At 67.9% G+C, this 25616-nt stretch carries 25 protein-coding genes and 2 pseudogenes; 5 read left to right on the top strand and 22 right to left on the bottom strand.

What is annotated here, in order from left to right; genetic code table 11:
* Positions 1 to 7 precede the first annotated feature (7 nt).
* From J1902_RS03045 to J1902_RS03025, 5 genes are all read right to left on the bottom strand, one after another.
* Positions 8 to 3088, bottom strand: coding sequence for an AAA family ATPase (locus tag J1902_RS03045; protein ID WP_207614778.1), 3081 nt, complete (start codon positions 3086 to 3088; stop codon positions 8 to 10).
* The gene (locus J1902_RS03040; RefSeq protein WP_207614777.1) at positions 3085 to 4293 is read right to left on the bottom strand and encodes an exonuclease SbcCD subunit D; all 1209 of its coding nucleotides are present in this window, start codon (positions 4291 to 4293) and stop codon (positions 3085 to 3087) included. The genes J1902_RS03045 and J1902_RS03040 overlap by 4 nt, the downstream gene beginning before the upstream one ends.
* Before the next feature lie 70 nt (positions 4294 to 4363).
* The gene (locus tag J1902_RS03035) at positions 4364 to 5323 is read right to left on the bottom strand and encodes an MIP/aquaporin family protein (RefSeq protein ID WP_207614776.1); all 960 of its coding nucleotides are present in this window, start codon (positions 5321 to 5323) and stop codon (positions 4364 to 4366) included.
* A 224-nt stretch (positions 5324 to 5547) separates the two neighbouring features.
* Positions 5548 to 5898, bottom strand: a complete 351-nt coding sequence (locus J1902_RS03030; protein WP_207614775.1) for a DUF202 domain-containing protein — start codon at positions 5896 to 5898, stop codon at positions 5548 to 5550.
* The gene (locus J1902_RS03025) at positions 5895 to 6251 is read right to left on the bottom strand and encodes a YidH family protein (protein ID WP_207614774.1); all 357 of its coding nucleotides are present in this window, start codon (positions 6249 to 6251) and stop codon (positions 5895 to 5897) included. Before J1902_RS03025 ends, J1902_RS03030 begins: the two co-directional genes overlap by 4 nt.
* A 151-nt stretch (positions 6252 to 6402) precedes the next feature.
* On the opposite strand from J1902_RS03025, the gene J1902_RS03020 reads away from it, so the two are divergent.
* Positions 6403 to 7473 carry an ADP-ribosylglycohydrolase family protein gene (locus J1902_RS03020; RefSeq protein WP_207614773.1) on the top strand — a complete coding sequence of 357 codons (1071 nt, stop codon included), beginning with the start codon at positions 6403 to 6405 and terminating at the stop codon, positions 7471 to 7473.
* A gap of 12 nt (positions 7474 to 7485) precedes the next feature.
* Here the strand turns inward: J1902_RS03020 and J1902_RS03015 are convergent, their stop codons facing one another.
* From J1902_RS03015 to J1902_RS02995, 5 genes and pseudogenes are all read right to left on the bottom strand, one after another.
* Positions 7486 to 8025, bottom strand: a complete 540-nt coding sequence (locus J1902_RS03015) for a DUF4395 domain-containing protein (RefSeq protein WP_207614772.1) — start codon at positions 8023 to 8025, stop codon at positions 7486 to 7488.
* Between the two features lie 62 nt (positions 8026 to 8087).
* Positions 8088 to 9104 (bottom strand): 3'-5' exonuclease, encoded by a 1017-nt coding sequence (locus J1902_RS03010; protein WP_207614771.1) that lies wholly within the window; start codon positions 9102 to 9104, stop codon positions 8088 to 8090.
* An 88-nt stretch (positions 9105 to 9192) separates the two neighbouring features.
* Complete coding sequence (locus J1902_RS03005; RefSeq protein ID WP_207614770.1) at positions 9193 to 9639, bottom strand: hypothetical protein; 447 nt, start codon at positions 9637 to 9639, stop codon at positions 9193 to 9195.
* A pseudogene (locus J1902_RS03000) lies at positions 9636 to 10424 on the bottom strand (ABC transporter ATP-binding protein). Before J1902_RS03000 ends, J1902_RS03005 begins: the two are co-directional and overlap by 4 nt.
* Positions 10421 to 10759, bottom strand: a pseudogene (locus J1902_RS02995) (GntR family transcriptional regulator); the annotation flags it as partial. The pseudogenes J1902_RS02995 and J1902_RS03000, both read right to left, overlap by 4 nt.
* A gap of 58 nt (positions 10760 to 10817) precedes the next feature.
* Here J1902_RS02995 and J1902_RS02990 point away from each other — a divergent pair.
* A complete protein-coding gene (locus J1902_RS02990) occupies positions 10818 to 11579 on the top strand; it encodes a DedA family protein (RefSeq protein ID WP_207614769.1) in 762 nt (253 codons plus the stop codon).
* A gap of 88 nt (positions 11580 to 11667) precedes the next feature.
* On the opposite strand, the gene rdgB is transcribed toward J1902_RS02990, so the two are convergent.
* From rdgB to clpS, 6 genes are all read right to left on the bottom strand, one after another.
* A complete protein-coding gene (gene rdgB / locus J1902_RS02985) occupies positions 11668 to 12306 on the bottom strand; it encodes an RdgB/HAM1 family non-canonical purine NTP pyrophosphatase (protein ID WP_207614768.1) in 639 nt (212 codons plus the stop codon).
* Positions 12303 to 13061, bottom strand: a complete 759-nt coding sequence (gene rph, locus J1902_RS02980; RefSeq protein ID WP_242701516.1) for a ribonuclease PH — start codon at positions 13059 to 13061, stop codon at positions 12303 to 12305. The genes rdgB and rph overlap by 4 nt, the downstream gene beginning before the upstream one ends.
* Positions 13062 to 13154: 93 nt before the next feature.
* Entirely contained in the window at positions 13155 to 13952 is a 798-nt protein-coding gene (locus J1902_RS02975) for an MBL fold metallo-hydrolase (protein WP_207614767.1), read from the bottom strand.
* Positions 13949 to 14992: a glutamate racemase gene (gene murI, locus J1902_RS02970; RefSeq protein WP_242701515.1), complete on the bottom strand. Its 1044-nt coding sequence runs from the start codon at positions 14990 to 14992 to the stop codon at positions 13949 to 13951. The genes J1902_RS02975 and murI overlap by 4 nt, the downstream gene beginning before the upstream one ends.
* A 93-nt stretch (positions 14993 to 15085) precedes the next feature.
* Entirely contained in the window at positions 15086 to 15652 is a 567-nt protein-coding gene (locus J1902_RS02965; protein WP_207614766.1) for a DUF2017 domain-containing protein, read from the bottom strand.
* Positions 15645 to 16019 carry an ATP-dependent Clp protease adapter ClpS gene (gene clpS, locus J1902_RS02960; protein WP_207614765.1) on the bottom strand — a complete coding sequence of 125 codons (375 nt, stop codon included), beginning with the start codon at positions 16017 to 16019 and terminating at the stop codon, positions 15645 to 15647. The genes J1902_RS02965 and clpS overlap by 8 nt, the downstream gene beginning before the upstream one ends.
* A 37-nt stretch (positions 16020 to 16056) precedes the next feature.
* Between clpS and J1902_RS02955 the strand changes: the two genes are divergently transcribed.
* The 3 genes from J1902_RS02955 to J1902_RS02945 all read left to right on the top strand — a co-directional run bounded on the left by J1902_RS02955 (position 16057) and on the right by J1902_RS02945 (position 18782).
* On the top strand, positions 16057 to 17385 hold the full coding sequence (locus J1902_RS02955) for a nicotinate phosphoribosyltransferase (RefSeq protein WP_207614764.1): 1329 nt from the start codon (positions 16057 to 16059) through the stop codon (positions 17383 to 17385).
* Complete coding sequence (locus J1902_RS02950; RefSeq protein ID WP_207614763.1) at positions 17385 to 18011, top strand: isochorismatase family protein; 627 nt, start codon at positions 17385 to 17387, stop codon at positions 18009 to 18011. The genes J1902_RS02955 and J1902_RS02950 overlap by 1 nt, the downstream gene beginning before the upstream one ends.
* Before the next feature lie 252 nt (positions 18012 to 18263).
* Entirely contained in the window at positions 18264 to 18782 is a 519-nt protein-coding gene (locus tag J1902_RS02945) for a hypothetical protein (protein WP_207614762.1), read from the top strand.
* On the opposite strand, the gene J1902_RS02940 is transcribed toward J1902_RS02945, so the two are convergent.
* The 6 genes from J1902_RS02940 to J1902_RS02915 form a co-directional block, all read right to left on the bottom strand.
* A complete protein-coding gene (locus J1902_RS02940; RefSeq protein ID WP_207614761.1) occupies positions 18766 to 20547 on the bottom strand; it encodes a DEAD/DEAH box helicase in 1782 nt (593 codons plus the stop codon). The genes J1902_RS02945 and J1902_RS02940 overlap by 17 nt on opposite strands.
* Positions 20544 to 21953: an MFS transporter gene (locus tag J1902_RS02935; protein ID WP_207614760.1), complete on the bottom strand. Its 1410-nt coding sequence runs from the start codon at positions 21951 to 21953 to the stop codon at positions 20544 to 20546. Before J1902_RS02935 ends, J1902_RS02940 begins: the two co-directional genes overlap by 4 nt.
* A complete protein-coding gene (locus J1902_RS02930; protein ID WP_207614759.1) occupies positions 21953 to 22294 on the bottom strand; it encodes a DUF3039 domain-containing protein in 342 nt (113 codons plus the stop codon). Before J1902_RS02930 ends, J1902_RS02935 begins: the two co-directional genes overlap by 1 nt.
* 22 nt (positions 22295 to 22316) lie before the next feature.
* Positions 22317 to 23099: a glucosamine-6-phosphate deaminase gene (gene nagB, locus J1902_RS02925; RefSeq protein WP_207614884.1), complete on the bottom strand. Its 783-nt coding sequence runs from the start codon at positions 23097 to 23099 to the stop codon at positions 22317 to 22319.
* A 153-nt stretch (positions 23100 to 23252) separates the two neighbouring features.
* Positions 23253 to 24824: a transporter gene (locus J1902_RS02920; protein WP_207614758.1), complete on the bottom strand. Its 1572-nt coding sequence runs from the start codon at positions 24822 to 24824 to the stop codon at positions 23253 to 23255.
* Positions 24806 to 25609 carry an ABC transporter ATP-binding protein gene (locus tag J1902_RS02915; RefSeq protein ID WP_207614757.1) on the bottom strand — a complete coding sequence of 268 codons (804 nt, stop codon included), beginning with the start codon at positions 25607 to 25609 and terminating at the stop codon, positions 24806 to 24808. The genes J1902_RS02920 and J1902_RS02915 overlap by 19 nt, the downstream gene beginning before the upstream one ends.
* Positions 25610 to 25616 lie beyond the last annotated feature (7 nt).

Here is a 25616-nt window from a genome sequence, read left to right as displayed (position 1 = left end):
CCGGCCCTTAGCCCAGCGCGGTTTTGGCGATGCGCACCGTGGATCCGTTGCGCCCCTTGATGACCTGCAGCTGGCTGCCGATGCGCTGCTTCATCTCGGAGACGTGGCTGACGAGCCCTACCACCCTGCCGCCGTCGCGGAGGCTCTCCAAGGCATCCATGACCTGCTCCAGCGCCTGCTCGTCAAGACTGCCGAAGCCTTCGTCGACGAAGAGGGTTTCGATGTCCACGCCGCCGGCTTCCTGCTGCACTACGTCGGCCAGGCCCAGGGCGAGCGACAGGGAGGCCATGAAGGATTCGCCGCCAGACAGTGTGGAGGTGTCCCTGCGCTGCCCCGTCCACTCGTCCACGACTTCCAGGCCCAGCCCGGACTTGGCGCCACGGGCAGCCTTCGCATCACTGTGCTGCAGGGTGTACCGTCCATCGCTCATGGCCACGAGACGCTCGGAGGCGGCCAAAGCAACCTGCTCCAACCGCGCCGCCAGGACATAGCTGTTCAGGCTCATGCGGTAGCTGTTGTCGCCGAAGCCCCTGGCGGTGTCGGCCAGCTCGCCCAGCAGCCTCGCATGTTCGCGCGGTCCGCGTCCGGCGGCCGAGAGATCCAGGTATTCGACGCGGATCCGGCGCAGGGCGGCCACCGATTTCCCTGCCAGCCCCGCGGACAGCTCGAGCGCACGGGTTGTTGCTTCCCCGGCCTCGGCTGCCTTCTGCAGATCGGAGAGTTCGGCGGCGGACAGCGCGAGGTCGCCGACGCGGAGTTCCTTGGCGGCCAGAACGAGGTCCTCCCCCGCGAACAACTCGTCTACCCGTGCACGCTCGGCGGTGAACGCTTCCACGGCGTCTTCAAGGAGCAGCACGTCCATGGGGGCCAGCAGCTCGGCGCGGGCCGCGTCCGCGGAGTCGAAGCCGGCCGCAGGAAGGGCTTTCTGCAACGCCTTTTCGGCATCATCCAGGGTCTCAACGGCGCGTTCCAGCTGCGAAGCCGCGCCCACCGCGGCCTGCAGCAGTTGGCGTTGCGTGGAGAGCGACTCGATCCGCTCCCGCAGGGACGGGAACCCTTCCCGCAGTCCAGCAAGGGTGTCTTCCAGCTCGGCGTGCTGCTTGTGCAAGGACGTCGCGTCTGCTGCCGAGCGGACGGCGTCGGTCCGGGCATGCAGCTGTTCCTGTTCCAAGCGGGCGACGGCGTCCTGCAGCAGCAGGTGTTCCTGTCGGAGCTTCGCCAGGGTGCCTGCGGCCGCCCGGGCGGTTTCCAGCGAGGAAAGAGCGTCCGCGGCAGCTGCCTCGGCGGCCTGCGCGTCCGCGGCACCGCCCTGGACTGCGAGTCCGGCGACCGTCTGCGCGGCCGCGGACAGTTCCGCTGCCAGGCGGTCAAGCTTCCGTTCGCTTTCCTCGAAGCGGCTGCGTGCAGACTCCTCTTCCTGGGCGATGGCGAGAGCAGATCTGGCGCCTTGGGCAGGCGAGGGGTGTTCGGCGCTTCCACAGACCGGGCAGTCCTGGCCCCCCTCCAGCTCCGCAGCCAGTTCGGCGGCAGCGTTGCTGAGCCGGGACTCGCGCAGATCCAGCCATGCCTGGCGCAGATCGAGGGACTCCGCCTTGGCCAGTCCGTGCTGCTCCGTGGCTTCACCGAGGACTGAAACCGCGGATTCATGCTTGGCGATGGCGTCCACCAGCGCTTCGGCCGCGGCAAGCCCGCGCTCCTGTTCTGCCAACGTCGCGGCCACGGAGTCGAGCGGCTCCATGGCCGCCAGCAAAGCCGATTCGTCATCGCGCAGCCCCGCGAGCCTTGCCCCTGCTTCTTCGGAGGCTGCCTGCCGATCCGCAGACTCTTTCCTGAGCTTCAGCAGTTGCCCCGCGATGTCCTCCAGCTTCTGCTCCTCAGGGACCCGCGCGAGCAGGACAGCGCAGGCTGCAGTGGCGGCTTCCAGGGCAGCGGCAGGCTGGCCGGCGTCGAGCGAGGCCTCCTCAAGCCGGGTCAGTGCCCCGGCGGCGCGGCTTGAGGAAGCCTCCACAGCCTGCGCTGCGGCGTCGACAGCGTCGAGGTGGCCGCCGAGGACGGCGGCCCTCCTGTGACGGCCGAGCCTGTCCCGCTCCTCTTCTGCGGAGGCGGCACCGGCTTCCAGCGACTCACGGCGGAGCGTGGCCGTGGCAAGGCGTGAATGCCGCTGGGCCCTTTCCTGGGCACAGTGGAGGATGTCGGCAAGCTGGAGTCTGCTGGATTCGGCGGCACGGGCTTCGTCCTGCCGGCGTTCCCATTCGGCCTGTGCCTCCTGCTCAAGGCGTTCGAGCAAGGCCTCGGGTTCCTCGGGTCCCGGGGAACCGCCGGGCATGGCCGCGGCGTGCGCCGCTTCCGTTGCTGCGGTATCTGATGCTCCAGCTGCGTCGTGTCCTGCGGCGGGAAGTGGGAGGGCCAAACCCAACTGGGCGTACTCGGTCTTGGCCCGGTCCAGCAGCAGCCCGAGGCCGGCGTTGTTGCCGTCCACTGTGGACCGTGCGGCCGTTGCCTGGCGGGAAAGCTGCTGCTCGATGGCTTCGAAGCGCTGGGTGCCGAAGAGCTTTTGGAGCAGGTCCAGCCGTTCCCCTGCCTTGGAGCGCAGGAACGCGGCGAAGTCGCCCTGGGGCAGCATGACCACCCTGGTGAACTGCTCACGGTCCATGCCTAGGACGTCACTGAGCTCGGCGCCGGCTTCGTCATTGCGTGACGACTTGTCGATCCAGGCGCCGCCCACCCGTTCCCGCAGCAGCGTCTTGGCCTGCTGCGTGGTGAAGCCATTCTTGCCTCTGGCGGTGGGTCGCTCCCAAGCCGGGGAACGGGTGACCTCGAAGCGGCGGCCGCGGGCCGAGAATTCGCACACCACACGGGGTTCGGCGGCGGGAGCGGCGTGGTCGCTGCGGAGGCGCTTGCCGTCCTGCCGTGCCCCGGGGACGGAACCGTAGAGCGCGAAGCAGATGGCGTCCAGAATGCTGGTCTTGCCGGCGCCGGTTGCCCCGTTCAAGAGGAACAGGCCCTGGGCACCGAGCTGGTCGAAGTCGATCTCCTGCACACCGGAGAAGGGGCCGAATGCTTCGATTTCGAGGCGGTGGATTCTCACAGTTCCGCTCCTTCCAGGCGCGCGGCTTCGAGGGCCTCGCGCAGTGCAGCTTCCTCGGTTTCCCCGGCGCTACGGCCCCGGACGTGGTCCAGGAATCCGCAGCAGACACCGAGGTCGTCCACGGCTTCCGACAGCCGGGAGCTGTAGCTCTTCTTGCTGCGGGCCTGGGCGCCTTCCGGGTCGAAGGCGAGGACGAGGGTGTCCGGGAACCGGGCACGGAGCTGCTCCATGGCCTGTGCAGGCCGCTGGGAATCGGTGAGGGTGACCTGGCAGTATGCGGACTCGGCCCACGCGTGCTCCTCGGCGTCCAGCAGCCCGGCGAGTTTTCCGCAGAGTACCGCAAGCGCTTTGGGCGCTTCCCAGAGGATCTCCTCCACGGCGCCGACCCCTGACGCGTCCACCTCAAGCAGCCAGGCGCCCTTCCGGTGCGCCGCTTCGGAAAAGGAGTAGGCGAGCGGGGAGCCCGAGTACCGGACGTTGGGAGCCAGCTCCTGGCGCCCGTGCAGGTGGCCGAGCGCGGTGTACCCAAAGTCCGTAAAGAGGTCCAGCGGCACCGCCCCCAGCCCGCCGATGCTCAGATCCCGCTCACTGTCCGACGTGATGCCGCCGCTGGCAAAGGTGTGCGCCAGCACCACCGAGTGGATGGCTGCGTCCGCGCTGCGCATCCGGATGTCCTCGCGGATCCGCCCGACGGCGGCCTTGGTGACCTCGAAATGGCTGGCCGTGTCCACACCGAGTTCCTCGGCCACGAGCCGGGGTTCCAGATATGGGATGCCGTAGACCGCCAGAACGGCGGCAGATGCCTCGCTCCCGCTGCCAGCCTTCTGGCCGTCGCCGTCCTCGCCGTCGAGGGGCAGCAGTACGGGGACATCGAGATCCTGCACGCGCGTGCGCAAGTGGACGCCACCGCGCTCCAGCAGGCGGGATGCAAAACCAAGGCGGACCGCGGAATCGTGGTTCCCGCTGGTCAGGACCACCTTGGCGCCGGCAGCGGTGATGCGGACCAGGGCGTCGTCAAGGAGCTTCACAACGTCCAGCCCGGGCAGGGCGCGGTCGTAGACGTCTCCGGCAATCAGGACGACGTCGACGGAGCGTTCCTGCACACAGGCCACGAGTTGGTCGACAAAGTCCCGCTGGGCATCAAGCATGCCAACGCCGTGGAACGACCGGCCAAGGTGCCAGTCCGAGGTATGGAGTAACCGCATGTTGTCACGTTAGCGGCGGACACCGACAATACATGGCCGACAGGCCCATACTGCCGGTGCCGCAGCAGAATCAGTCCTTCTTGCCGTCGAAGAAATCGCGGGCTTCGTCCACCACCGGCTCGGCAAGAGCTGCCGGAGCGGCAGGCGCCACCGGCGTGGCAGACGGTGCGGTCGTGGCCTCGCCGGCCGCCTCAGCGGCGGCGTTGTCGGCGTCGGTTTCGTCGTCGTCGGTTTCGTCGTCGTCAAAGTCATCGGCGTCTGCGCCGTCGGCCGCTCCGGCGGCAGCAGCAGGAACCACGGAGGCCGCATCGGCGAAGCCGCGGTACACCAGGCCGGCAAGGGCGGCGCCCACGAGCGGTGCCACCCAGAAGAGCCACAGGCCCTCGACGGCCCAGGCGGAGCTGAACAGAGCGTGCGCGGTGGCGCGGGCGGGGTTGAACGGCGCATTGCCGATCGACTGGCCGAACTGCAGCAGCACGGCCAGGGTCAGCCCGACGGCGAACGGGGCCATTGCCAGGGACGCCTTCCGGCCGGTGGTGGTGCCCAGGAAAACGGCCACGAGCAGGGCGGCGCCCACAACCTCGACGAGCAGGACCCCGGCCATGGGTGCCTGGACCGTGGAGTGTTCACCGAAGCCTGCGGCAACCGTGTCGAAGGCGGCGCGGCTGTCCGGGATGCCCGGAAGGGTGCGCAGCACGCCGAAGAGCAGCAAGGCGCCCAGGACCGCGCCCACGAGCTGCGCACCAACGTATGCGGCGGCGGCAAGCGGGCGGATGCGTCCGGCGATGAGGTTGCCCAGCGTGACCGCGGGGTTGAAGTGTCCCCCGGAGATGTAGCCGAAGGCAAGCATGCCAGCCGTGACGGCAAACCCGGCGGCCAGGGACGCCGGCAGCGGGTTGGACTGCGGAAGGGTGAACATCGGCACGCCGATCGCAACAAGCACCAGGAACAGCGTCCCAAGAGCTTCGGCGGACAGCCGGGCAACGAGCCCCGGGCCGCGTACGGCAGAGACTGGCACAGGAGAGGTCATGGCGGATGAATCCTTTGTGTCGTGAGGTGCGGGGTGTCGTGATGGTGCGGGCGGCGCAGGCTCCGCGGCAAGGCACGGCGTGCGGCTCGCGGGTGTCCGACGTCGGCGGCGGGCGGGGCGAAGGCCCTGCAGTATCCTGCCACCCGAGTCTGGACAGTTCCTGAGTCTGGAAGTTCCTGAGTCCGGGCTGAGTCCTGAGTCCGGGCTTAGTCCTGAGTCCGAGCTTAGCCGCCCAGCGCGATGGCTGCGACTGCCGAGGCACCAAGCCCGATCACGGAGAGCGTGCTGACCAGGACCAGGGCATTGGAGGGCGCTTCGTTGCCCTGATGAAGTTGGCGTGAGCGAACCCACACCACGCAGCCCAGGACGACGGTGGCTGCGGCGGCCATCAGTGCGCAGAGGCCCTGGTAGTCCAGCCCGGGAATGCCAGTGGGCGTCTGCCCCGGATCCGCATCGGAGCCCAGCCAGCTACGCCAGATGAAGAGGTCCACCACCAGCAGTGAAATGAGGGTCCGGCGCCACGCGAGCGTGGTGCGCTCGGGCTGGAGCCCCGGATCGCGGACCTCAAGGCTCAACGGGCCACCAGGATCAGCACGGCGAAGGCAAACGCCGCCACCGCCACCACGATCGTCATGAACAGCATGACCCGGGAAAACGGCAGTGCCTGGTCGTTGCGCATTGCGGCTTCCATCTGGCCCCAGCGCCGGTATGAGAGCGCGGCAAGCCCCGCCCCGACCACCGCCAGGGCGACACACAGGGTCACCCGGACGGGCTCCGGCGCGATGTTGGGCGCCAGCTGGTCGATGGCGACGGCACCGGCCAGCAGCGCCAGCGAGGTGCGGATCCAGGCCAGGAAGGTGCGTTCGTTCGCAAGGGAGAATCTGTAGTCCGGGGTACTCCCCGTCTTACGCCATGCCGGTTCCCGCACGTTTTGCCTCCAGGCTTTCGGGTCAGCAACGATCACCGTTGATGAGGGCACTCAACACTGGACAATCGAGCCATGGCCGCCCCTGCGGCAGCCTCCCCACCTTAGCAGCGGCGGGTCAACGCCTGCGTGGCGTCCACGGTAAATTACAAGCATGAGTGTTGAAGCGTTCCCGTCCGCCCCGCCGTCCTTCGAATCCCGCGTCCACGGCTGTCTGCTGGGCGGCGCCCTGGGCGATTCCCTCGGTTACGCCGTCGAGTTCGACGGGATCGACGCCATCCGCGAACGCTTCGGCGCCGCAGGGCTCACCTCCTTCGGACAGCTCGACGGCGGCAGCCACTTTTCGGACGACACCCAGATGACGCTGTACACAGTTGACGGCCTGGTGGAAGCGCTCGAGTGGGCCAACGACGGCGTGGCCGCCGATGAACTCGCCTGCCTGTGGCTGGCCTATCTCCGTTGGCTTGCCACGCAGGACGTTCCGGTCCCAGTTTCGGCGCCCGTCCCGCAACCGCGCTGGATCGATGCCCAGGACGTGCTGCGCCACCGCCGGGCCCCCGGCAACGGCTGCCTCAGCGGCCTGTCCGGCGGGACCATGGGGACCGTGGGCCGCCCCGTGAATCCGGAGTCCAAGGGCTGCGGCACCGTGATGCGCTCGGCTCCGTTCGGCCTGATCCCGCACATTTCCCGCGAAGCCGTCTACAAACTCAGCTCCGATGCCGCGTCCCTGACGCACGGGCACCCCTCCGCCAGGCTCAGCGCCGCGGCCTTCAGCCTGCTGATCCACCACGTCATTGCCGGCAGCGGGGTCCGCGAGGCCGCGTCCGAGGCCCTCTCCTATGTGTCCGGAGTGCCCACGAAGGCGCCCGAGCTGCCGGAACGGCTGGAGGCCGCGCTGGCCCTCAGCGCTGCCGGCACTGTGCTGGCCCCCGAGGAACTCACCGCGGCACTCGGCGACGGCTGGGTGGCAGAGGAAGCACTCGCCGTCGGGCTCTATGCGGTGCTCTCAACCGAGGGCGCGAGCCCGGCCGAGCATTTCCGGAAGGCCATCGGCGTCGCCGTGAACCACAGCGGGGACAGCGATTCCACCGCGTCGATCGCGGGGAACATCCTCGGCGCCCTGTACGGCGAGGAGGCACTGCCAGCCGACTGGCTGCAGGCACTCGAAGGCCCCGAGGTGATCCGCGGGATGGCAGAGCGGCTGCTCGCCGTGACCACGGGCTAGGAGGGCCGGCGCTCAGGACTGGCGGAGCGTGATGTTGTTGCAGGCCTCGCAGATGTCCTCGGGAATCAACCCGCGTTGCTGCAGGAAGCCGAAAATCACGCAGCCAAGGCAGAAACCGACGAACGCTTCCAGCGACGCCGCAACGATCAGCAGACCCAGCAGGATCCAGGCCGCCGGCGCGAAGCCGGTGAAGTAAAGCACGACGGCGGCCGTCGTCAGTGCGGCGCCGATCCCCTGCGCGAAGCGCTTGGGCGGGCCCGCCACCAGGCGGGCATGGCCGATGCGCGGCGCGAGGACCTTGACGGAGAGCAGGGCCAGCGGTGAAATCCGGGGGCCGAAGAGCACGCGCAGCCAGAAGCCGGCCGCGATGAGCACCAGGCCCCAGCCGAAACCGCTCAGCAGCGTCGCCACGGCCAGCAGGACCACGAGGCCTGCGGTGATCCGGGCGGCGTACTCGTTGACGGGGTTCGGGAACGCAAAGACCGCACGCCAGTCGACGCCGCCGCCCGGGGTGGCGGAAACAGCGGCTTTGGCCTGTTCAGTGTTGCGCATGGATCAAGGCTAGGAGCGCCGGGCTCCGCAGAGAAGCATTGTTGCTCCGTATGACCGCCGGCTCAGCTGCCGCCCACCATTTGCAGGAACTCGCCCTCGGACACGACTTCGATCTGCTGGCCGCGGCCGTGGAGTTCCAGGACCCGGCGGGCCTTCCCGGTAAGGCGTCCGGCGCGCAAGTCCCCCGCCACGAAGCCATCGCCCACCACCAGCACCGTGGTGCGGGCCGTCACCCGGCTTTCGGGGCTGGCGCCCATCTCGGCGGCACGGACCTTGGCCTCGGCCCGGGCCATCGCGAGGTCACCGGTGAACACGACCGTCTGCCCGAAGAGCGGGTGCCCGGGCTCGGCCACCGGATTCGGCAGCGGGTTGGGGCCTTCTTCGGGCCACGCCGAGCGGCGCACCGCGCGGTCTTCCAAGCTCCGTTCGAACGGGCTGCCGGCCGGGGCTCCCCCGCCGCGTCCTGCGAGCGCGGCAAGGGTGGGTTTGGAGAGTCCGTCCCGGGGATCGAAGGCCTGCTGCCTGGGCAGGGACAGCCCCAGCGACAGGTAGAGCTCGGCGACGCTGTTGGCGTTGTTGCGGCGGGCAATATCGATCAGGATCCCGGCGCAGGCGCGGGCGTCCTCGGCGGCGTCGTGGTGGTTGAGCAAGGGGACGCCGGCTTCCTCGGCCGCGTACGGCAGCGAGTTGGATACCAACGAATAGCAGCGCCTGGCCAGCATGACGGTGCAGACGTATTCGTAGGCCGGGCCGGCGAGGCCTGACACTTCCAGGCCCGAGCGGATCACGCCGAGGTCGAAGGCGGCGTTGTGGGCTGCCAGGACGTCGCCGCCGATGAACGCGCCGATCTCGGGGAAGAGCTCGCCGAACCGCGGGGCGCCGGCAACGTCTTCGGCACGGATGCCGTGGATGCGGGTGTTGTGGAACTCGAAGTGGTCGTGGTTCTCCGGCGGCCGCATGAGCCAGGAGGCCTCTTCCACCACCACCCCGCCGCGGACCTTGCTCAGTCCGACGGAGCACGGGGACCCCCGGAATCCGTTGGCTGTTTCAAAGTCGATCGCCGTAAAGTCCAATGCCACTGCACAAGATTACAGCTGGCAAGGGCCGCCCCTTGCCGGGAATCGCGGCGGGACGGCCCCTTCGGCCTTGTTTGTGGCGAACGCTACATCAGGGCGTTGCCCTGCGAAGGGTCAGGTAGGATCCGGCGGCGAGCGCGACACACAGCAGGGCGGTCCAAGCACTGATACTGAGTGGCGTCTGCTGCGCAAACCAACCTCCGATGCTCCCCCACCACAGGTACAGGGTGGACAGTGCCGCGATGCCGATAAGGATGGCCACAGTGCCCAGGGTGGATACCAGCACGCCGAAGGCGCGCCGGCTGATGCTCAGCCCCTGCGAAAAGGGAAAGACCAGCGTCATGCTCTGGATTCCAAGGAACACGAAATACCACAGCGGCGCCTGGCTGCCACCCCCGTATTTGGCTTCATCGACGGGGACCAGCGCAAATATCGCGAGGGACAGCAGGAACGCGGCGCCCAGGATCAGGAGGGGATTTCCTACGTAGGCCCATTTGTTGATCAACTGCATGCGGGCCACTGCAACAACCCTGCTCATCGCCTTGCCTCCATCGCATTGTCGGCGTCGAAGGGCTCAACATCCCGCGGCACCTGCTCACCGGTCTTTGCCATGGTCTTGCGGACCACCAACTGCTGCAGCGATACGGGGGTCAGTTCAAGGCCCAGCTCCATTGCCTCTGCGCGCTCCCGGGCAGTAAGTGCCTCTTCCACGGTGACCGAGGCGAGGCTCCCGAGCGTTTCGCGGTGCAGGATCCTGCGACCGGCCAGGAAGCAGTCCACCTTGTCGGCCGAGCCGGATACCGTGACAGCGGATCCCCGGATGGTGTCCGCATCGGCATCCGTGATAATCCGGCCCCGGTCGATGACCACTACATGCTCCAGGAGCTTGGACACCTCGTCGATCAGGTGCGAGGACAGGATCACGGTGCGCGGATGCAGGGCGTAGTCCGCCACGAGGTGGTCGTAGAACAATTGCCGCGCCACGGCGTCGAGCCCCAGGTATGGCTCATCGAAGAACGTCAACTCCGCGCGCGAGGCGAGGCCGATGATCACCCCGACCGCCGAGAGCTATTCCCGGATGAAGCACAGCCGGGACAGTACGGCGTCGTTCTCGTACGGGCTGGTCCCGAACACGGCGGCCTCCCCCGAACTGGCGAACGCCTGCGCGGTGAGGATTGACATCAGCGTGGTCTTGCCGGCGCCGTTGCGTCCCAGCAGTCCGTAAATCCTGTTGGCCGTGATGCTCAGGCTGACGTCGTCCAGGGCCAGCACATCTTTGTAGCGCTTGCTGAGATTCCGTGCTTCCACGACGGTGCTGTTCACAGTGCCGCGCTCCTTTCCTTGTTCGGTTCCGGATCCACGGCCAGTCCGGTGCCGCGGTGGATCATGGTGTTCAGCTGCTCAGTGGTGATGCCCAGTTTGCGGGCTTCAGCCGTTAGCGGCCTGACGTATTGCTCATAGAATTCCTCGGTGCGCCTCGCGATCAACGCGGCCCGCGCTCCAGTGGCCACGAACATGCCGATTCCCCTCCGTTTGTAAAGAATTCCCCCGTCGACCAGGAGGTTCACGCCTTTGGCTGCCGTGGCCGGATTGATCCGGTGGAAGGCGGCAAACTCGTTGGTGGACGGCACCTGGGCTTCCTCGGCAAGGACGCCGTCCTGTCAAGAGCCCCCGACGCCGGCCGTCAAGTAGGCTTGATCAGTGATCTTTTCTGCGATGAGCGACTTTGCCGTATCCACCATCGGGGGCGCGGGACCGGTGCAGCCGCACATGGCCTCGTTCCTGCCTGACTGGCTGAACCCTGATGTATTCCTCCGCGACTCCCCGCTTGGGCCCTGGGTGGTTGTACTCGTCTGCGCCATCGTCTTTGCCGAAACCGGCCTCCTGGTCGGGTTCTTCCTGCCCGGCGACTCCATGCTCTTCACCGCCGGTCTGCTGGTTTCCACAGGGGCCATTCAGTTCAACCTCTGGGCCATGTGCGCGATGATCATCGTCGCGGCCATCATCGGCAACCAGACCGGCTACCTGATCGGATCCAAGGCCGGGCCTGCCATCTTCAACAAGCCCGATTCCAAGCTGTTCAAGCGCGAGAACGTTGAAAGCGCGCACGCCTTCTTCGAAAAGCACGGCGGCAAGGCCCTGATCCTGGCCCGCTTTGTGCCGATCATCCGCACCTTCGTCCCCGTGATCGTGGGCGTGGCCCAGATGGACAAGCGCAAGTTCTTCATCTTCAACGTCATCGGCGCCGTCCTCTGGGGCGGCGGCGTCACCCTGCTCGGCGCATGGCTCGGCCAGTTCGCATGGGTCGGCGACAACATCGACATCATCTTCATCGTGATCGTGCTGCTCTCGGTGATCCCTGTGGTCATCGAGGTTGCCCGCGGCTTCTTCGCCAAGCGCAAGGCCGCCGCCCTGGGCACGGACCCCGTGGAGGAGTTCATCGAGGAGCACGAGTCCAGCAAGCACAGAGAGCACTGAGGTCCTCGACAAACCAAGGCCCCGTACAGCAGAAAGGCACCCCACGCGGGGTGCCTTTCTTGTTTGAGACTCTTTCCTCCGGAACCGGCTACTGCAGCGCCGCCACGATCGCCGGGAGCAAGGCACGGAAGGCCTTGCCGCGGTGGCTGATCGCGTTCTTCTCTTCGGAGCTCAGTTCGGCGCAGCTGCGGTCCATGCCCAGAGGCTGCAGGACCGGGTCGTAGCCGAAACCACCGGCCCCGCGGGGTTCGCGCAACAGCGTCCCTTCGAGCTGGCCGTATTCGACCACTTCGCGGGCCCCCGCGGCCTCCGGCACTGCCAGGGCCGCGGCGCACACGAATGCGGCACCTCGGTGCGAGTCCGGCACGTCGGAAAGCTGGGCCAGCAGGAGGTTGAGGTTGGCGGCGTCGTCGCCGTGCGTCCCGGACCAGCGGGCCGAGAAGATGCCCGGGGCACCGCCCAGGACGTCCACGGAGAGCCCGGAATCGTCGGCGATGGCCACCAGCCCCGTGGCCTCGGCCACGGCGCGCGCCTTCAGCAGAGAGTTCTCGGCGAAGGTCACCCCGGTCTCCGCGACGTCGGGGGCACCTGCCGCGGCGGCGTCCACCACCTGGGTGTCGACGTCGAGCCCCGGAACCTGGCCGCGCAGGAGCTCACGGAGCTCCTTCAGCTTGCCCTTGTTATGCGTCGCCAGGACGAGCCGGGGGGCCGCAGTCGCCTCGCTCACGGGGCTTCGGCCAGGGTCTCGCGCTGGATGGCGGACAGCTGGGTGGTGCCGAGCAGGGCAAGGTCGAGCAGGGCGTTGAGCTCGTCCCGGTCGAACGGGGCGCCCTCGGCAGTGCCCTGGACCTCGACGAACTTGCCGGAGCCGGTCACCACCACGTTCATGTCGGTTTCGGCGCGGACGTCTTCCACGTAGGGCAGGTCCAGCATGGGGACGCCGTCGATGATGCCGACGGACACGGCCGCGATCGTGTCGATGAGCGGCTGGGCGTTCTTGGCGATCATCTTGTTTTCGCGGGCGAAGCGGATGGCCTCGGCGAGCGCCACGTAGGCGCCGGTGATCGCGGCGGTCCGGGTGCCGCCGTCGGCCTGGAGCACATCGCAGTCCAGCACAATGGTGTTCTCGCCCAGGGCCTTGGTGTCGATGATGGAGCGCAGCGAGCGGCCGATCAGCCGGGAGATCTCGTGCGTGCGGCCGCCGATCCTTCCCTTGACGGACTCCCGGTCGGAGCGGGTGTTCGTGGCCCGCGGCAGCATGGCGTATTCGGCGGTGACCCAGCCGCGGCCTTCGCCCTTGAGCCAGCGCGGCACGCCCTCGGTCAGCGACGCCGTGCACAGCACCCGGGTGTTGCCGAATTCGATGAGCGCCGAGCCCTCGGCCTGCTTGGACCAGCCGCGCGTGATGCTGATGGGGCGGAGTTGGTCGGGGGCGCGGCCATCGGCGCGGATGACGGGGGCGGTTGTTGCTTCAGAAGTCATACGACAAGCTTAGTCACCCGGCACGGGCGCCCGACGCCGGAGGCCCGGCCGTGCGGTACGCGCGCCTGCCGCCGGCGCGGCTACAGCGTGTGGTTAGACGGTGTAGTGCACGCCGGCCACGGCAACCGCCACGTCACCGGCGAACGCCGGCCTGGCGTCGGCCATGACCTTCGTCTGGGAGGTCCAGACCGGGATGTGGGTCAGCAGCAGCCGCTTGGCGCCAGCATTCGTGGCGGCCTCGGCGGCACGCTTGCCGGTGAGGTGCACGTCCTTGATCTCGTCGTCCCGGCCTTCCTCGAAGGCCGCCTCGCACAGGAACAGGTCCGCGTCCTTGGCGGCATCCTCCAGGCCCTGGCAGGAATCGGTGTCTCCCGAGTAAGTCAGCACGCGGGTCACGGGGACGCCGTCCTTGCCCGGCTCGGTGGCTTCCACCCGCAGGGCGTAGGCCTCCTCCACCGGGTGGTTGGCGGCGAACGGGGTCACGGTGAAGGGACCCACCGTGACTGGTTCGCGTTCGGTCCAGTTCGTGAAGTCGAATTCCTCATGCATGCCCGGGTCAAGCTCCAGGCCATAGGCGGTGGCCATGCGGTCCGCCGTCGCTGCCGGTCCCCAGACGGGAATGCGGCCACGGCCCCAGCCGCCCGGCTTCCAGCGCACGGCAACGTGCAGTCCGCACAGGTCCATGCAGTGGTCCGGGTGCAGGTGGGTCAGGAAGATCGCGTCGATGTCCTCCAGGTCCGTGTAGCGCTGGATCGCGCCGAGGGCTCCGCTGCCCAGATCCATGACGATCTTCCACTGGCGTTCGCCGTCGTGGGCCGTCACCAGGTAGCACGACGCCGGCGAGCCAGGGCCGGGGAATGATCCCGTACAGCCCACAATGGTCAGTTTCACAGGCCACGCCCGGACACCGCATTGAGGCCCGCGGCGTTGAGGCCCGCGGTGGACTCCACGAAGTTGGAACGGCGGCTGTGCCCGGAACCGGCGCGGGCCGCCTCGAGCATTTCAGGGGTGATCCGGGCGAGGCTGCCCGTGGGGTACTGCGCAGCCACATGGTCCACGTGCTGGACGGACAATACCTCCGGGCCCAGGAAGCGGCGGGCGAGTGTCTCGAACTCTCCGGCGTCCCCGGTGGCCACGAAGTCGTGCCTCGGTGCACTGGCTTCGGACCGCTGGATGCCGTGGGTGGCCAGGGCCCGGTAGACATCCTTTGCGGTTTCCTCGGCGCTGGAGACGAGGGTGACGGACTCCCCCATGACGAAGGAAATGACGCCGGTCAGCAGCGGGTAGTGCGTGCAGCCGAGCACCACCGTGTCCACGCCGGCGGCCTTGAGCGGCTCCAGGTAGCTGTTGGCGGCGGCCAGGAGCTCGGGCCCGGTGGTGATCCCGGCTTCGACGAAGCTGACGAACTCCGGGCAGGCCACGGAGGTGATGGCAAGGTCCGGGGCGGCGGCGAAGGTGTCCTCGTAGGCCCGCGAGCCGACCGTGGCCGAGGTGCCGATGACACCGATCCGGCCGCTGCGGGTGGCGGACACCGCGCGGCGGACCGCGGGCTGGATGACCTCGATGACGGGGATGCCGTAGCGGGCGGTGTAGCGTTCGCGGGCGTCCCGGAGGACGGCGGCGGAGGCCGAGTTGCAGGCGATGGTCAGCAGCTTCACGCCGGAGTCCACCAGTTCATCCATAACGCCAAGGGCGCTGGCACGGACCTCGGCGATGGGGAGCGGGCCGTAGGGGCCGTTGGCGGTGTCGCCAACGTAGAGGATGGATTCGTTGGGCAATTGGTCGATGATGGACCTGGCCACGGTCAGGCCGCCCACACCGGAATCGAAGATGCCGATCGGGCGGGAGCCCAGCTGGCCTGCGGCCGTGGTGTTGTCTGGGGATTCCATTGCCGCCGATGCGGCGCTCGCCTTGCCCGATGCTGAACTCATGATTATTCGAGAATAAGGCTTTGCCCCTGTTGCAGCCATCACCTGTGGCCCCCGCCTCATGTCTGTTTTGTCACATGCCGGGGTGCTTGCGCTTCAGGATTTGCGCTCCAGTGCGGCCAGCATGGACTGCACCAGCGACTCCTGCAGCCAGGTGGTGAAGTTGTAGACGAGGGCCAGGTAGCTCTCCACGTCCTCGGCCTGGGACCAGTCCTGCATGCTGTGGATATGGTCGGCGTCGGCTTCGTCGCGGATGTCCAGCCGCTCGGCCAGCACCAGGCGCACATCGTTGAGGGCCATGGACCAGCGGCGGGCGTCCTCCGCCGACAACAGGAGCTCATCCTTGTCCAGGCCCAGGGCCGTGGCGCGCAGGGCGCCGATCTTGCTTTCCCGGACGGAGCGTTCGGTGAGCTGGCGGAACTCCAGGGACCCGGCGTCGTCGTCCTTCATGGCGTTCGGCAGGAGCCGCAGCAGGGCGCGGTCGCTTGGTTCCTGGACATCCATGTCCAGCCCGATCAGCGCCGCCAGCGGGTCCTCGTCCTCGCGCGACTCCGTCTCGAGCATGGAGATGACGTCGTTCAGGAGGCCACGCAGGAGCTCCCGCTCTGCGTGTTCGAGGTATCCGGTGATGCCCTTGAACCCGTATTTGAATGCCTTAGCCACGCGTGCTGCCGTCCTTTCCGGGGGCGTCGTTGCCGCTGGCGGCTTTCTCCACGGTGGCCCACAGCCCAAAGCCATGCATGGCCACCGCGTGCTGTTCCACCTGTTCCTTGCTGCCGTGCGCCACGATGGAGCGGCCCTTTTTGTGGACCTCCATCATGAGCTTGTTGGCCTTGGCCTCCGAGTAGCCGAAGTAGCTCTGGAACACGAAACTCACATAGCTCATGAGGTTGACGGGATCGTTCCAGATCACCAGGTTCCAGGGGATGTCCGGAGCTGTCAGGACATCGGTGGACGCCTGCTGGGCAGTCTCCGTCCGCTCATCTGTATCAGTGCCGATGGCAGTGCCGAACGCAACGCTTGGGGTCATCTGTCCATTCTATGGCCGCTCGCACTAGAGTGAATTCGTGAGTAGATCCACCACGTGGGAGCATCCCCGCACCTCCTTGTTCACCGACCACTACGAGCTAACCATGCTCCAGGCCGCCCTGCATTCGGGCGCCGCGCATCGCCGCTCGGTGTTCGAGGCCTTCGCGCGCAGGCTCCCGGACGGACGCCGCTACGGCGTAGTGGGAGGAACGGGCCGGCTCCTGGAGGGGATCGCCGACTTCCGCTTCGGCGACTCCGAGCTGGAGTTCCTGGAGCGCAACGCCGTGGTTAACCGGGAGACCCTTGACTACCTGGCCAACTACCGGTTCAGCGGCGACATCTGGGGCTACGCCGAAGGCGAGGCCTACTTCCCCTATTCCCCCATCCTGATCGTGGAATCCACCTTCGCCGAGGCCTGCATCCTGGAGACCTACATCCTCTCCGTGCTCAACCACGACAGCGCCATTGCCTCCGCTGCCTCGCGCATGACGACGGCGGCCGGCAGCCGGCCGTGCATCGAGATGGGCTCGCGCCGCACCCAGGAGGAATCCGCGACGGCGGCCGCGCGGGCCGCCGTGATTGGCGGTTTTGCCAGCACGTCAAACCTCGAGGCCGGGCACCGCTACGGCATCAAAACGGTGGGCACGGCTGCCCATTCCTTCACACTCCTGCACGACACTGAACGCGAGGCCTTCGAGGCCCAGATCGCCGCCTTCGGCCCGGGAACCACGCTGCTCGTGGACACCTACGACGTCGAGACCGCCGTGCGGACCGCCGTCGAACTCGCAGGGGATAAACTCGGCGCCGTACGCCTGGACTCCGGCGACCTGATCGCGCAGGCCCAGTGGGTGCGCCAGTTGCTCGACGAACTCGGAAACGTCAACACGCGCATTGTGGTCACGTCCGATCTGGACGAATTCGCGATCGCCGCCCTGCAGGCCGCCCCCGTGGACGCCTACGGCGTGGGCACGTCCCTCGTCACGGGTTCCGGCGCACCCACCGCCAGCATGGTCTACAAGCTGGTCAGCCGCACCAACGACGCCGGCGAGTTCGTCTCGGTGGCGAAGACAGCCAAGAACAAGGCCAGCATGGGCGGCCGCAAGTACGCCCTGCGCCGGCTCAATGAACGCGGCACTGCCGCCCAGGAAATCGTGGGCATCGGGCACCGCCCGGAGGACGACGGCAACGACCGCTCCTTGCTGCAGCAGTTCATCAAGAACGGCGAAGTCCTCCCCGGCTGGACCGGCCACGAAGGTGTGGTCCGCGCCCAGGAACGGCACGCAGCCACCATGGCCGAGCTGCCCGCAGTGGTCAACCGCTTGCAGCGCGGCGAGCCTGCAATCCCCACCGTGTACGAGGAGGACTGATGTCCCGGGCCCTGATCATTGTCGATGTCCAGAACGATTTCTGCGAGGGCGGCTCGCTGGCCGTTGCAGGCGGCGCGGCCGTTGCCTCCGCCATCACCGAATACGTGGACGCCAACCACCAGCACTTCGACCACATCGTGGCCACCCAGGACTGGCACATCGAGCCGGGAGACCACTTCTCGGAGGAACCGGACATGGTGGACTCCTGGCCGCAGCACTGCAAGGCCGGAACGAAGGGCGCCGAACTTCACCCCGGATTGGATACCGAATACATCCAGGCCTACTTCCGGAAGGGCCAGTTCACCGCGGCCTACTCCGGCTTCGAAGGCGTGCTTGCCCCCGAGGACGAGGTGCCCAGCGGTGACCTCAAGGCCGGTGCTGCCGCGGTCGAGACCCTGGACGAGGACGCCATCGGCCTGGACGACTGGCTGCAGAGCCACGGCGTGGAAGAGGTTGTGGTGGTGGGCATCGCCGCGGACTACTGCGTGATGGCCACGGCCCTGGATGCGGTCCAGGCGGGCTACTCCGTGACGGTCCTCGGCGAGCTTACCGCCGGAATCGCGGACGACCTCGAGGCCGCGTACGCCGAGATGGAAGAGAACGGCGTCGAGGTCGAACGGGACTGACCGTGCCCTCCCAATCGCCCGCCGGCAGTGCCATACTGAACAGGCTGGGTCGGGAGGGTAACGATGCGCAAGCAAACAACCATTCTCGGATGTGCCGCCGCGGCCGTGGTTCTGGCCGTGTCGGCCTGCTCCGCGCCGCCTACCGGAACAGGAACTTCCACTCCGCCAGGCGGTACGGCAACATCCGCCGGACCGCACGACTATACCTCTAAGAATTTCTCGGTTCCGCTCACAGTGAGAGTGGATCCCGTCTTGGGCGCTGTTCCTGAGCTGGACACACCGGGAATCCTGACGTGGACGTCCCGGGACAACCGAAACAATCGAATCCGGTTCCTGGTGCCCGTTGAGGTCTATCCTCCCGGCAGTTCCGCGCCCGTGCCGCCGCCCGAGGACTTCGTAGGATACATCCGCGGACTCGCCGACCATGGTGGCGTGTACACGGATCAGTCAAGCCTGCGGATGGACGGGGTCGAGGCCGTCATCATGACGGCAACAACCCCGGCTCCCATGGACGGCGCCCTCGGCTGCCCGGCTAAGGGCGTGGACCGGACCGAGGAGTGTTTCGGCCTGCAGCCCGACCTCACGCTCAGGCTGGCGGCCATGAAGGTCAACGGCAAGCCGCTCCTGGCTTGGGCACGCTTTGACAATGCCTTCCCCGACCAGGCCTTCCTCTCGTCCTTCGACGACATGCTCAAGACCGTGGACTTCGGCGGGGCTCCGGCAACCCCTGCCCCCGGGTACTACGGCTACGGCATTACTTCCGGCCGATGAACCAGTCCTGGAGCTTGCGCAGGCGCGTCTGCAGCTGCACTTCGCTGGCCTGCGCCACGGCAGGGCCGCCGCACACTTCGCGGAGCTTGGTGTGGATGACGCCGTGCGGTGTGCCCGTCCGGGCCGACCAGGCGGCCACGTTCTTGGCGAGCTCGTTGCGCAGATCCGTCAGCATCCGGTGATCCGGAACGGGCGGCGGCGCCGCGGCCGCCGCGAGCGGCGACTGGCGCTTCTTGCGCGACTGCTGCTCGTGCTGGCGCTGGCGCAGCAGCGTGCCCACCTGTTCGGCGTCGAGCAGGCCGGGGATGCCGAGGAAGTCCAGTTCCTCCTCGGAACCGATGTCCGCGCCGGTGCCGAACTCGCCGCCGTCGAACAGCACCCTGTCGAAGGACGCCTGTGAGTCGAGGGCCTCGAACTTGCCCTTGGTGAGCTCGTCGGAGGCCTTGTCCTCGCGGTTGGCTTCGGCCATGAGGCTGTCTTCCGGGTTGAAGAGGCCGTCGGCGTCTTCCTTCCCCGGACGGTCCAGGGCGTGGTCCCGCTCGGCCTCCATGGAGTTGGCCAGTGCCATCAGCGGCGGCACCGACGGCAGGAACACCGAGGCCGTCTCGCCGCGCTTGCGGGCACGCACAAAGCGTCCCACGGCCTGGGCGAAGAACAGCGGCGTGGACGTGGACGTGGCGTACACGCCCACGGACAGGCGCGGAACGTCCACGCCTTCGGACACCATGCGGACGGCCACCATCCAGCGTTTCTCGCTGGCGGTGAACTCCTCGATCTTGTGGGAGGCCTTCGAGTCGTCCGAGAGGATGACCGTGGGCGACTGCCCGGTGATCTTCTTCAGCTGCCCGGCGTAGGCGCGGGCGTCCTCGTGGTCCGTGGCGATCACCAGGCCGCCGGCATCGGGCACCGAGCGGCGGACCTCGCTGAGCCGCTTGTCGGCCGCCGCCAGGACCGCCGGGATCCATTCGCCGCCCGGGTTCAGGGCCGTACGCCAGGCCTGCGAGGTGATGTCCTTGGTGACAGCGGCTTCGCCCAGGGAGGCCGCCATCTCATCACCGGCGCTGGTGCGCCAGCGCATCTGGCCGGAGTACGCCATGAACATCACGGGCCGGACCACGTGGTCGCGGAGGGCGTTGCCATAGCCGTACGTGTAGTCGGCCTTGGAGCGGCGGATGCCGTCGCGGTCCTCGGCATACTCCACGAACGGGATGGGCGAGGTGTCCGAGCGGAACGGCGTACCGGTCAGCGAGAGGCGGCGGGCCGCCGGGTCGAAGGCCTCGCGCAGTCCGTCGCCCCAGGACAGGGCCTCGCCGCCGTGGTGGATTTCGTCGAGGATGACCAAGGTACGGGCGGCTTCGGTCTTGGCCCGGTGCAGCATGGGCTTGCTGGCCACCTGGGCGTACGTCACGGCGACGCCCACAAAGCCGCGGCCGTGCTGGCCGTCGGAGTTCTTGAAGTTGGGGTCGATGGCGATGCCGACCTTCGCGGCCGCATCTGCCCACTGGCGCTTGAGGTGGTCGGTGGGCGCCACGATCGTCACGCGGTTCACCGCGCCGCTGTCCAGCAGGGTGGTGGCGATGCGCAGGGCGAACGTGGTCTTGCCGGCGCCGGGGGTGGCGACCGCGAGGAAGTCACGTGGGCTGGTCCGCAGGTAGAGATCCAGCGCCTCCTGCTGCCAGGCGCGGAGCTTCGGGGCGGTGCCCCACGCAGCGCGTTCCGGGTACGCCGGAGGAAGCGACGGCCCGCCAAAGAGTGTTTCGGTCATGCAGACTCCCCCTGCCTGGATTCGACAATCCGTGCACCGGGCAAGCCCGAAGGTACGCCGCTGCGGGCGGCCGCCACGATGCCGAACAAGGCCGCTGCTGCCAGCGAAACCCAAATAGCCACAAAAACACCAATCTGTTCCGGATGCGCCGGATCGCGAAGAGCGGCAAACAGCGCACCGGCTCCGGCAGTTCCCATGACTGCGCCGAGCTGGTCCGCCAACTGCAGTGAGGCCGAGTTACGGCCGCGTTCGTCCGGGGCCGAATGGTTCAGCACCAGGACCGACGTCGTTGAAAAAGCGGCCCCCAAGACCGTTCCGGTCATCGTCCAGGCCAGCATGACAAGCCACAAGGGGCTGCCCTGGCCAGACAGGAGGGAAAGGGCGCCAATGGATAGGCCTCCCACCGCTGCGCCGAATACCAGGATCCGGTGCCGTTCAATCTTAACCCGGCTCTGCAGGAATGAGCCCACCGACCAGCCCAGCGCGCCGCCGGTCAGGGCCAGCCCGGCCACCGCGGCATCCAGGCCGTGGGCGGTGACCAGCATGAGCGGGATGAAGGCCTCGGCACCGAAGAAGGCCAGGGCCAGCAGGGCACGGGTGACCATGACGCTGGGCAGTCCGCGCTTGAGCACCACGGTACCGGCGGGCAGGAGCCTGGGCACGGTCAGGGCCACGGCCACCACGCCGGCCCCAATGGCCACGGGCAGGTGCCACTCCAGGCCCTCGGCCAGGGCGTGGACGGCCCACTGGACCACAAAGACACCGGCAGCAAGCACCGCACCCAGCAGGCTGCGGCGCCGGCCCGTCGCGGCATCCATGCTCGCGTGCTGCGGAGCGCCGAGGGAGCTGATCCGCGGCCAGACCAGGGCCAGGGACAGGGCAATGACCGGCATGACACCCAGGAACACCCAGCGCCAGCCGACGCTTTCGGCCAGGTAGCCGGCCAGCAGCGGGCCGATCAGGGACGGCAGCACCCAGGCCGCGGCCATCCAGCCGAAAACCACGGCCTGGAGCCGGGCAGGATAGGCCTCGCCGATGATCACGTAGAGTGCCACGATCAGCAGCCCCCCGCCGAGGCCGGAGACGGCACGTCCCAGGGCCATGACGGCAAACGCCGTGGCGAAGCCGGAGACCAGCAGGCCCCCGCAGATCAGGGCCAGGCCAGCAAGCAGCGCCGGCCGGGGACCTTTGAGGTCACACCACGCCCCGGCAGCCACGGTCGCCACCAGCGACGCGGTCAGGAACAGCGAGAAGGCCAGCCCGTAGGCGGATTCACCATCAAGTTCGCGCGCCACAAGGGGCATGGCCGTCGCCACGGCCATGGCTTCGAAGGCGACGCAGCTGACCAGGGCAAGGATGCCGATGGTCAGGGGCCGGAGGGCAGGAGAAAGCGCGCCCCCGCCCACTACTTGGAGTTGCCCGAGCCGCTGCCCTTGTCTCCGCCGTCGTTTCCGGGGCGCAGGCCGTCGTAGATTTCCTTGCACTCAGGGCACACGGGGAACTTCTGAGGATCGCGGCCCGGCGTCCACACCTTGCCGCACAGGGCAATCACGGGTTCGCCGGTCATGGCCGACTCCATGATCTTTTCCTTGCGGACGTAGTGCGAGAAGCGCTCACGGTCGCCGGGCTCCACTTCCTGGCGCACTTCCTCGCGCTCGATGGTGGCAGTGGAAGTGCCGGCTCCGGAAAGCTCGCGCATGGGGTCGTTTTCGAATGGATCCGGAGGCAGCGTAGTCATGGCATCCATCTTAGCCGCTGGAGCCTGGCCGTCAGAGGCCCTGCCACTCCGGCTTGTTGTCGTAGGTGTGCCGGTAGTAGTCGGCCAGCTTGAGCGAGGAAGCCGCGGCCTCGTCGATCAGGATGGTCGCGTGCGGGTGGAGCTGGAGCACGGACGCGGCGCAGATGGCGGACACGGGACCCTCCACGAAGTCGCGGACGGCCTGGGCCTTCTGCGCGCCCGTGGCGACCAGCACCACGTGCCGGGCATCCATGATGGTGCCCAGACCCTGTGTGATCACATGGTGCGGGACGTCGTCGATGCTCTTGAAGAAGCGGGCGTTGTCCTTGCGGGTCTGCTCGATCAGGGTCTTGATGCGCGTACGCGAGGCCAGGGAGGAGCCGGGCTCGTTGAAGCCGATGTGGCCGTCGGTGCCGACGCCGAGGATCTGCAGGTCCACCCCGCCCAGGGCCTTCATGGCGTCCTCGTAGGCCTGGCATGAGGCCAGGATGTCCTGGGCCGCACCATCCGGGCCGTGGACGTTTTCCGGCTTGATGTTCACGCGGTTGGTGAACTCGCGCCGGATGACTTCCCGGTAGGACTCCGGGTGGCCGGGCTCGAGGCCGACGTACTCGTCCAGGGCGAAGCCGTGCGCCTGGCTGAAGTCCAGGCCCTTCTGCTCATGGCGGCGGGCGAGTTCGTCGTAGATGGGCAGCGGCGAGGAGCCCGTCGCCAGGCCCAGGATTGCGTTGGGCTTGCGGCGCAGCAGTGCCTCGATGGCGTCCGCGGCAAGGGCGCCGATCTGCTTGCTGCCTGGCAGGATGACAACTTCCATCGTCACGGCCTTTCTGTGTCGAAAATTACGTTCAGGATCTGATAAGAGGTTATCCCATGTCCCACAACTTCTCCATTGTTGAACACAATTGAACAAGAGGCTGGGTGCGGCGCCTGCGAGGGCGCCCGACGGCGGGAGGTCCCGCCGTCGCCGTCAACGGTTCACGGTCAGCTGGGCAAAGAGTTCAGGACCTCGGGCGTCCAGCCATTTCCCGCCCAGCCGCACGCCCACAGCAAACAGTACAAGGCCCAGGACCGGCCCCACCACGAGGTTGATCCACCCCGGCACCGGGTTGCCGGTCAGCGCCTGCGCGATCGTCAGGCCAAGCTCCGGCGCGACCAGCAGGAGCAGGACACCCATCCCGCCGAACTGCACGGCCAGGGTCTGGGCCACGTTGCCCGGGGGCTTCTTGAAGGGGCTGTCGCCTGGCAGCGGCACGGCCACGGTGTACCTGGCCGAAACCACCGAGGACAGGCCGAGCCCCGTGAAGAGCATGCCGAGGGAGAGACCCATGATGTTGGGCAGCCACGCCCAGTCCCCCGTGATGAAGAACGGCCCGATCACGAACAGGAGCACCACCGGCAAGGAGATCGCCAGGCAGGCCAGGGCGCGGCCCAGTCGGTCGTGGATGCCCCGGACGCCCGCGGCCAGGTGCAGGGCGAATGCCGTGTTGTCGTAGGATGTGTCGGCCGAAATGGACCATGCCAGCAGGAACGCGGTCATGGGCGCCAGGACGGACAGCATCACGTAACTGCCGGACTGCGCGCTGGAGAACAGGAAGATGACGGGCAGCAGCGGGACCACCACCAGCGAACCGGCATAGCGGGGGTCCCGGAACCAGTAGCTGAGTGAGCGGGCGGCCACGGCACCGGTCGGCGTCGCCGGCAGCAGGGCAAACAGGCCGAGCCTGCCGCCCTTGCGGGAGGTTCCGCCCGCGTACGGTGGCGTCACCAGCGCGCGCTGCAGCAGGAGGTGCCAGCAGAGGAACAGCCCTGCCAGGGTTGCCACGGCGACCAGGAACTTGAGCCCGGCAGCGCCGGCGTCCCCTGCTTCAAGATCACCGCCCAGGGACCACGCGGCCCCCAGCGGAGTCCAGGAAATGACCTTGGCCAGTCCCGGCAGGTAGTCCGAGGAACCGGCCAGTCCCTGCGCCACCCCCGCAACGACCGGCCCCATGAGCACCAGCGGCACGAAAATGACCAGGCTGCTGACGTCCTTGTAGCGGCGGGAGGACGCCAGGCTTGCCGTGGCAGTTGTAACCACCTTGGACAACACCACACAGCTCAAGGCCCCCAGTGCGGCGCCGAGCAACGCCCCGGCAACCGCCGGGACACTGCGCCACCAGCTTGCCACCGTTGCCAGCGAGACCAGCGCCGTGGACAGGCCCGGCAAGCCAATGAAACCGGCCAAGGCCAAGCCAGCCAGCAACTGGGGCGCCGGTATGGCCGAGGTGGTGAAGCGCGCCGGGTCCAGCGTCATGTCGGCCGCAGAGACCAGAAACGGCACCACCAGCCAGCCGAGCATGGCCAGCGCACCGCCCAGGACCACCACGGTCTGGGCGATTTCGGCGTCGGCCCAGCGGAGCGCCACCAGGCCCACAAGCAGGGTGAGCACGGTGCCCGCCGCGTACAGGCCGCCGATGGCCATGCCGATGAGCTGTCCGGGGCTTCGTTTGAAGCCATTGAGCAGCAGGCGCCATTTCAGGCTCAGAAGGTGCGCAACCATTCCAGCCCCTCTGTCCGGCGTCCGCCACCGACCAGATCCACAAAGCGGTCCTCCAGCGTGGAGCCGTTGCGCACCTCGTCCACCGGCCCGGCCGCCAGTACCCGGCCGGCGGCAACCACAGCCACGTGGCTGCACATACGCTGCACCAGGTCCATGACGTGGCTGGAAACGATCACCGTTCCGCCGGAGGCCACGTAGCTGTCCAGGATGCCGCGGATGTTCGTGGCCGAGACGGGATCCACGGATTCGAACGGCTCATCCAGGACCAGCAGGCGGGGCGCGTGGATGAGGGCCGACGCCAGCGCGATCTTCTTGGTCATGCCCGCGGAATAGTCCACCACGAGCGTGCCGGCGTCGGCTCCAAGGTCAAGTGCGGCCAGCAGCTCGGGCACGCGGGAGCGGACGGTCCCGCGGTCCATGCCGCGCAGCAGTCCCGCATAGCTGACCAGCTGTTCGCCCGTCAGCCGGTCGAAGAGGCGCACGCCGTCGGGCAGCACGCCCATGAGCTTCTTGGCTTCCAGCGGCTCGGACCAGACATCGGTGCCGTGGACCAGTGCCGTGCCGAAGTCCGGGCGCAGGAGCCCCGTCGCCATTGAGAGGGTGGTTGTCTTGCCCGCACCGTTGGGGCCCACCATGCCGTAAAAGGAACCGGCCGGGACGTCCAGGCTGATGCCGTCGACTGCGATCTTCCCGCCGAAGCGCTTGGCCAGGCCCCGGATCGAAAGAGCCGGCGCGGGCTGTCCGGGCGAAGGAACGGAAGCGGGATCGCTGCTCGCGTCAGTCATGGCTCCA

Source organism: Arthrobacter cavernae, assembly GCF_017368795.1.
GTDB classification, from domain to species: domain Bacteria; phylum Actinomycetota; class Actinomycetes; order Actinomycetales; family Micrococcaceae; genus Arthrobacter; species Arthrobacter cavernae.
The sequence above is the reverse complement of the archived record's forward strand: the minus strand, read 5'-3'. Positions and strand labels throughout refer to the sequence as shown.

Coding starts and splice junctions, on each gene's coding strand:
- J1902_RS03040 (WP_207614777.1), bottom strand. CDS start 4,293: ATGCGGTTACTCCATACCTCGGACTGGCACCTTGGCCGGTCGTTCCAC.
- J1902_RS03035 (WP_207614776.1), bottom strand. CDS start 5,323: ATGACCTCTCCTGTGCCAGTCTCTGCCGTACGCGGCCCGGGGCTCGTT.
- J1902_RS03020 (WP_207614773.1), top strand. CDS start 6,403: ATGAGTGTTGAAGCGTTCCCGTCCGCCCCGCCGTCCTTCGAATCCCGC.
- J1902_RS03015 (WP_207614772.1), bottom strand. CDS start 8,025: ATGCGCAACACTGAACAGGCCAAAGCCGCTGTTTCCGCCACCCCGGGC.
- J1902_RS03005 (WP_207614770.1), bottom strand. CDS start 9,639: ATGAGCAGGGTTGTTGCAGTGGCCCGCATGCAGTTGATCAACAAATGG.
- J1902_RS02990 (WP_207614769.1), top strand. CDS start 10,818: ATGAGCGACTTTGCCGTATCCACCATCGGGGGCGCGGGACCGGTGCAG.
- rph (WP_242701516.1), bottom strand. CDS start 13,061: ATGACTTCTGAAGCAACAACCGCCCCCGTCATCCGCGCCGATGGCCGC.
- murI (WP_242701515.1), bottom strand. CDS start 14,992: ATGAGTTCAGCATCGGGCAAGGCGAGCGCCGCATCGGCGGCAATGGAA.
- clpS (WP_207614765.1), bottom strand. CDS start 16,019: ATGACCCCAAGCGTTGCGTTCGGCACTGCCATCGGCACTGATACAGAT.
- J1902_RS02950 (WP_207614763.1), top strand. CDS start 17,385: ATGTCCCGGGCCCTGATCATTGTCGATGTCCAGAACGATTTCTGCGAG.
- J1902_RS02940 (WP_207614761.1), bottom strand. CDS start 20,547: ATGACCGAAACACTCTTTGGCGGGCCGTCGCTTCCTCCGGCGTACCCG.
- J1902_RS02930 (WP_207614759.1), bottom strand. CDS start 22,294: ATGGATGCCATGACTACGCTGCCTCCGGATCCATTCGAAAACGACCCC.
- nagB (WP_207614884.1), bottom strand. CDS start 23,099: ATGGAAGTTGTCATCCTGCCAGGCAGCAAGCAGATCGGCGCCCTTGCC.
- J1902_RS02920 (WP_207614758.1), bottom strand. CDS start 24,824: ATGGTTGCGCACCTTCTGAGCCTGAAATGGCGCCTGCTGCTCAATGGC.
- J1902_RS02915 (WP_207614757.1), bottom strand. CDS start 25,609: ATGACTGACGCGAGCAGCGATCCCGCTTCCGTTCCTTCGCCCGGACAG.